This window comes from Chloroflexota bacterium, from assembly GCA_018648225.1.
Taxonomy (GTDB): Bacteria; Chloroflexota; Anaerolineae; order Anaerolineales; family UBA11858; genus NIOZ-UU35.
Genome location: JABGRQ010000110.1, coordinates 24522 through 30521, shown reverse-complemented (window position 1 = coordinate 30521; position 6000 = coordinate 24522). Strand labels below are relative to the sequence as shown.

Annotated in this window: 6 protein-coding genes and 1 tRNA gene; 1 reads left to right on the top strand and 6 read right to left on the bottom strand. The window is 48.0% G+C overall.

What is annotated here, in order from left to right:
* Window positions 1-9: 9 nt before the first annotated feature.
* From HN413_10775 to HN413_10750, 6 genes are all read right to left on the bottom strand, one after another.
* A tRNA-Met gene (locus HN413_10775) sits at window positions 10-81 on the bottom strand.
* A 46-nt stretch (window positions 82-127) separates the two neighbouring features.
* Complete coding sequence (locus tag HN413_10770) at window positions 128-520, bottom strand: hypothetical protein (protein ID MBT3390882.1); 393 nt, start codon at window positions 518-520, stop codon at window positions 128-130.
* Window positions 521-643: 123 nt separating this feature from the next.
* The gene (locus HN413_10765) at window positions 644-1297 is read right to left on the bottom strand and encodes a helix-turn-helix transcriptional regulator (protein ID MBT3390881.1); all 654 of its coding nucleotides are present in this window, start codon (window positions 1295-1297) and stop codon (window positions 644-646) included.
* Between the two features lie 259 nt (window positions 1298-1556).
* Entirely contained in the window at window positions 1557-3257 is a 1701-nt protein-coding gene (locus HN413_10760) for a hypothetical protein (GenBank protein MBT3390880.1), read from the bottom strand.
* A gap of 52 nt (window positions 3258-3309) precedes the next feature.
* Window positions 3310-4458 carry a hypothetical protein gene (locus HN413_10755; protein ID MBT3390879.1) on the bottom strand — a complete coding sequence of 383 codons (1149 nt, stop codon included), beginning with the start codon at window positions 4456-4458 and terminating at the stop codon, window positions 3310-3312.
* Window positions 4459-4497: 39 nt separating this feature from the next.
* Window positions 4498-4845: a hypothetical protein gene (locus tag HN413_10750; GenBank protein MBT3390878.1), complete on the bottom strand. Its 348-nt coding sequence runs from the start codon at window positions 4843-4845 to the stop codon at window positions 4498-4500.
* Between the two features lie 221 nt (window positions 4846-5066).
* Between HN413_10750 and HN413_10745 the strand changes: the two genes are divergently transcribed.
* A complete protein-coding gene (locus HN413_10745) occupies window positions 5067-5981 on the top strand; it encodes a LysR family transcriptional regulator (protein MBT3390877.1) in 915 nt (304 codons plus the stop codon).
* The last annotated feature ends 19 nt before the right edge of the window (window positions 5982-6000 follow it).

Below are 6000 nucleotides of genomic sequence, written 5' to 3'. Positions count from 1 at the left end.
TGGTCAAAGTAGCGGGGACAGGACTCGAACCTGTGACCTTCGGGTTATGAGCCCGACGAGCTGCCACTGCTCCACCCCGCGTTGTTTTGCGAACAGAGCGGGATTATAGCACGCCGCCTAAGCAGCGTCAAGGCGCATCTGGTTCAAATAGTAATGCCAGCCAGATTTGCCAATTTTCGACCGATTGAGATCTGATTTCAACGGGTTCCGGTAGTTCAGGGGTGGCTTGCTCATCCACCAAAGGGATGACCAGTTGATTTCCTTCGCCATCGGGCACCATCTTTGCATCTTCATAAGCCCATTGCTTTACTTGCGCATCCGATGTGGCTTCTATAATCTGGGTAGCCAGAACAGCCTTTGTATATAATAAAGCAGCTTGCTGATCTGCCAAACGCGTGGCTTCTGCTGATAACTGGCGCATCTCACCTACCCGGCTATTGAGACCTAAAACCAGCAATACAAGAATCACAACAGCAACCAGAAGAATCAAATAACGACCACTACGAAACAAGTCCAGCATAGTATCATCTTCCCGCTACAAATTATCCAACGCAAGTCAATAATTTACAGGAAAGGGGAAAACGCTATCCCACATCCTGGATATAATCTCTACGCAGAAAATCAGCTTCAAACTAAACAGCTGTTATCCTTCATCACCCTCAGTAGAAGCATCTTCTGCCTCTGAGGCCAGGCCCGAAGCAATATGGAATTCACTAGGATGTTCGTCTTCATCAAAGCCAGCCAAGACAAAGATAGCATTTGTGACTGTATTCCCGGGGTTACGCCACTGATGACGAAGTTCGGCAGCAAAAAGCAGACTATCGCCCGGCTCCAACACAAAAAGTTGATTCTCAACCTGATACTCTAACTGTCCCCGAAGACACATCACGAATTCATGTCCTGTATGTGCCATGGGAAAACGTCCGCTATTAGCACCACTTTCCAGGGTAAGCATAAAAGGTTCAACATGCCCCATAAAACTTTCACCCCCCAATCCTTCCCATAGTCCACGATGAAAAGGTACGCGAGTGCGTGCAGAACTTTTTCGAAAAACTACATCATCCTGAGGGGTTTCTGTACGAAAGAAACAGGTTATCGGCACTTCGAGAGCTTCGGCAAGTTTGTAGAGTGTGCTTACAGAAGGTGAAGATTTACCGCGCTCGATCATGCTAAGAGCATTAGCCGACAGTCCACTCATGCGAGCCAAAGCTCGCATGGACAAGTTTCTCTCTTCGCGCAAATCGCGTAACCGGCCACCTACATCCACGGAAATGGCATCTTTTTCAAAGGGTTCCATTGCTCACTCCTCAGTTATATTATAATTGTATCCGCTACCAATAAAAATTAGATTAGTTTAATCTGAGAATTATATATCTTTGGGATTTCGCCTGATAACGCCCAAATTTAGGAGGTTTCGCAGGAATCCCGAGAACGTATAATTATGATATGCGTTATCTATTTTATCAAATAGCTGCGAATTAAGCCGCACATTTGTAACAAAAAAGCTGGTTCTCATTTGAGAACCAGCTTTTTATCCTAAATAGGCTTAGTTAGCCTTAGGGGGCTGCATATTCTAGGACGGGGTAACCAGCTTCTACCCAGCCAGTGAAACCGCCCTTGAGGCTGGAGACATTGCTATACCCGTATGACCATAGGATCGTGGTAGCCATAGTAGAGCGATGACCGCTACCGCAGTATACAACGATCTGCGAAGCCTTGTCAGCAGGCCAATTCTCCATCTGAGCAATGAACTCTTCCAACGGGATTGTAACCAGAGCCACTTCGCCTGTATCAATGACGCCTTTTTCTGCAAGCTCATCAGCAGTGCGAACATCAACAACGATCATCTCAGGGGCTTCGATTAGAGCCGTATTGAAGTCATCCGCAGCGATCACACCAAACGGTTTGACACCGCGCGCTGCAAGGGTGGCATCCATCCACACAGCAGCAGCAGGATCAACCTCGGCAGCATCCAAAACAACCGCTTCGGGAACACTATCGGCAACCGGGTTACCAGCGGCAACCCAATCGGTAAAGGTCGCTTTGAGAGCACGAACATCTGTCCAGCCAAGGCCTTCAAGAGCCGTCATGGCGATGGTCGCACGCCAACCGCTGCCACAATAAACTACAATGGGGGTGTCGAAAGCCGGCAACAGGTTCAGGTTTGCACCCAGTTGATTCAATGGGGCGTGTGCTGCACCTTCAATATGTCCGCCTTCTTCTAACTCAGCGGTGGTGCGAACATCCAGCAAGAAGGGAGGTGCATCCGTAGCCATTTCTTCCAGGAGAACATCGGCAGAGATGGTATTGTAGTGATCCATCCCAGCCAGCATTGCGGAATAAGGCGTTGCCAAATCGGGGGCAGCATATTCAGCTACTGCATAACCACCCTCGGCCCATCCTCCGAATCCACCTTTGAGGCTGGAAACATTAGTATAGCCATAGCTCCAGAGGATCGCCATAGCCATAGTGGAACGATGGCCACTGCCGCAGTAGACTACGACGTGGGCATCTTTATCGGCAGGCCAGTTTGCCATTTGAGCAACGAAGCGCTCCAGCGGGATTTGAACCAAAGCGGCATCGCCGGTATCCACAACACCCTTAGATACCCATTCATCCGTGCGGCGCACGTCGATGACGGTCATTCCAGGGTCTTCAAATAAGGCCGTATTCAGGCCTTCGGCATCGACAACACCAAAAGGTTTCACACCATAGGCAGCAAGAGCGGCATCAACGGCAGAAACCACATCGGCATTCGGTTCGGCCGCGTTCAATGCAACGGCTTCAGGAACACCTTCTACAATAGTGATACCAGCAGCAGCCAAGTCGGCAAACGCTGTTTTGAGGGCGCGTACTTCAGTCCATCCCATGCCTTCAAGAACGGTCATGGCAATGGTAGCGCGCCAGCCGCTGCCACAATAGGCCACAATGGGGGTATCAAAGGCGGGCAGCAAATCAAGATTTTGTGCCAGTTCGTTCAAAGGAATATGTACGGCACCTTCAATATGTCCGCCTTCTTCTAACTCAGCGGTGGTGCGAACATCCAGTAAGAACGGCGGCGCATCTGAGCCCATCTCAACCAGCAGGCCTTCAGCCTTGACGGTATTGTAGCCCACCATGCTGCCAAGCAGGGCGGCATAGCCCGCATCAAGGGTCGCGGGAGGGGCTGCATCTTGAGCCGCAACCGGCACAAAGGCAACCAACACCATACTGGCGAGGACGAGCATCGAAATTAGTACTTGTAGCTTCTTCTTCATTAGAAATTTCTCCTTTTCTTTGATCAAGCTTTTTAGCTACGCTTCCAACAAATTAGGGGGTTGCATCTGCCCCAGTATCTTCAGTCTTATTAAAGACCGAGGCAGGAATTGCATCAATAATTAACTCTAGATTCGCTTCCAATTCGTGCGGATAAATTTTTTCTTCTGTCAGGAAGAGATCCGGGTTTCCGTGACAAGCATCACAAGTTTCCGTTTGGGGTGTATTCAACTGAATATTATGCGGCGTTGTATATGCCCAAGTAGGAAGGTTACTAAAGGTATCTAACAAGCCATCACCATAATATTCAAATGTAGTTTCAGCAACTGGAATATGCCGAAGCAAGACATAATCGTAAGGGCGATCATAGCTCTGGCGGGGATTTTTACCAATCAAGAAAGTCAGATATGAACTTTCGGTGGCAAATTTCGGATTTCCAGTGGTTTCACTAATTGACACATGGCAACCATCGCAACTCGTGTAGGCCACCGAGTGGCATACCTGACATTGGAGATTACCGCCATGATTCTCATGGAACAGGTTGCCATCATTCCCTACGGTTACATTCATATGGCAGGTTTCACAACGAGGCGACTGAACACCCGCATAACGATGATCGGGTGGAGCTACTACAGCAGTTTCGGGGCCGGTATGGCAATCTTCACAATTGCCATAATCACCGTGCATTTCGGCTTCCTGATGGCAAGCAATACAGGTCATACGGCCTTTTCGGAAATGCACATCAGCATTCAAATCTTCGTGTTTGCCCAAATATTCATTGCCCACGCGGCTGCCGTGGCACGCGGTGCAATTGCGCGTCATCGAGGGTTCTTTTTGGAAAATATGCCCTGAAATCAAACCGCCGCCTACCAAATTGGGCTGGCTAACATGGCATTCGCCACAAGTGGCGTGACAAGAATCACAGTGGTTTTCAAAAGCTTCTTCAAGCGCTGGATGATCGCTCGGAATACTGCGTTCATCAAGAACAGTCCAATAGCCGCCCAAATTGGAATGCAAACTATGTGCTTCTGTCGCCACCACATCGGGGTGACATTCACCACAATACGTTTTAGCGTCCTGGCTGGGGTTCGGGATTAGGTTTGTGTGGGCCGTATCCTTATCGGGAGATTGCACGCCTTTATGGCAATCCACACAGGCAATATGCCCGTGAACAGTTTCCGGATATGCTTCGCCATCTACCATTACTTTTTCCCAAGGCTCCAACGGAGCCACTTCGCCACCTCAGCCCTCACCCTCGCTTTCACTTTCAACCGCTTCTTCTTTCTCGGCAACAGCAATCAACCGATCTTGGTCAGAATGACAATCCAAGCAATAATCTGGCTCTACATCTTCAACCAGACCTTCATCTGACACTCCATCACCTTGAGGGTTTTCATCAGTTGCTGCTTCATCCGATCCAGGTTGATCGGTTTCGGTAGGAACAGACTCAGGTGCTGTCGTGGGGGTTGCTTCCTGTGCAAATTCAGCTACCGCCTCACTGGCACTGGCAACCTTCGGGCTACATCCACTGACACTGATAAATATAAATGAGATCAGAATCAGGGAAAATACTAATTTTAATTTTGACATAGCGTATGAACTCTCCAGCTTCGTCGCGCGGAACTTTGTTCTGTTTTTCACTAACCGGAATTATACATAAGCAGATGTCATAGCATCAAGTGACAAAAATAATATTTGCTTATCACATCTGCTTATCTGTTCCATAAGCAAAAACTATTAGGACATGATATTTGTCACTTGATACTATTATAATGCTAGTGTTAATATTCACAAAGCGCAAAGGAAACACCATGCTGGATGCACATCAACTCAATGTTTTTCTCATTGCCGCTGAGACGCTTAATTTCACCCAGGCAGCCCAGCGGATGAATATGAGCCAGCCGAGTGTCAGTCAGCACATCCAATCACTGGAAAAGCACTTCGACACGGCTCTATTTCTGCGCGCTGGACGCACACTCCAACTCACCGATGCTGGAATGGCTTTGGTCCCGATGGCACGCGAATTGGTTACCCAATCTATTCTGATTGATGAAACCATGGAATCGCTTCATGGTGAGATATTCGGACATCTTCTGGTTGGCTGTAGTACTACGCCAGGGAAATATGTACTTCCCCACTTGCTTGCTCAATTTCACCATGAGCACCCCAAAGTAAGAGTGACTTGCCTTGTTACCCCACAGGCGCAAGCCATTAATATGCTATGCGAAGGGAAAACTCATTTTGCCCTCGCCAGTTTTGCACAAAAATCTTGTCTGGACGCTGAGTTTGTTGAGTTTCTTTGTGACCCGGTTGTACTCATTACCCCGCTTGATCATCCGTGGGCAAAGAAGAAAGTTATTGAAATAAAAGATTTACATGATGTGAATTTTATTTTACGAGAGGAAGATTCGGGTACGTACCATACTGTACGCGATGCATTGCTAAACACCAATATTCGTATTGAACGATTAAAAACGCTGCTAACCCTGGGAAATTCAGAAGCCATTGCGCTATCGGTACAAAATGGCCTGGGCGTTGGTTTTGTATCCCATGCTGTGGCCACAGGTATGGGCCAAAATCGCGTTGCCATTGTGAAAATTAGCGGGCTGGATATTTGCCGCGACATCTATATTGGGCGGCATCCCCGCCTTCCTGCCACAAAAGCACAAAACGCCTTTTGGGATTTTGTAACCAGTATTGCTCCAATAAAAAATACATATATCTAAATGAGTATGATGCAATTTA

Coding starts and splice junctions, on each gene's coding strand:
- HN413_10770 (MBT3390882.1), bottom strand. CDS start 520: ATGCTGGACTTGTTTCGTAGTGGTCGTTATTTGATTCTTCTGGTTGCT.
- HN413_10750 (MBT3390878.1), bottom strand. CDS start 4,845: ATGTCAAAATTAAAATTAGTATTTTCCCTGATTCTGATCTCATTTATA.
- HN413_10765 (MBT3390881.1), bottom strand. CDS start 1,297: ATGGAACCCTTTGAAAAAGATGCCATTTCCGTGGATGTAGGTGGCCGG.
- HN413_10760 (MBT3390880.1), bottom strand. CDS start 3,257: ATGAAGAAGAAGCTACAAGTACTAATTTCGATGCTCGTCCTCGCCAGT.
- HN413_10755 (MBT3390879.1), bottom strand. CDS start 4,458: ATGGTAGATGGCGAAGCATATCCGGAAACTGTTCACGGGCATATTGCC.
- HN413_10745 (MBT3390877.1), top strand. CDS start 5,067: ATGCTGGATGCACATCAACTCAATGTTTTTCTCATTGCCGCTGAGACG.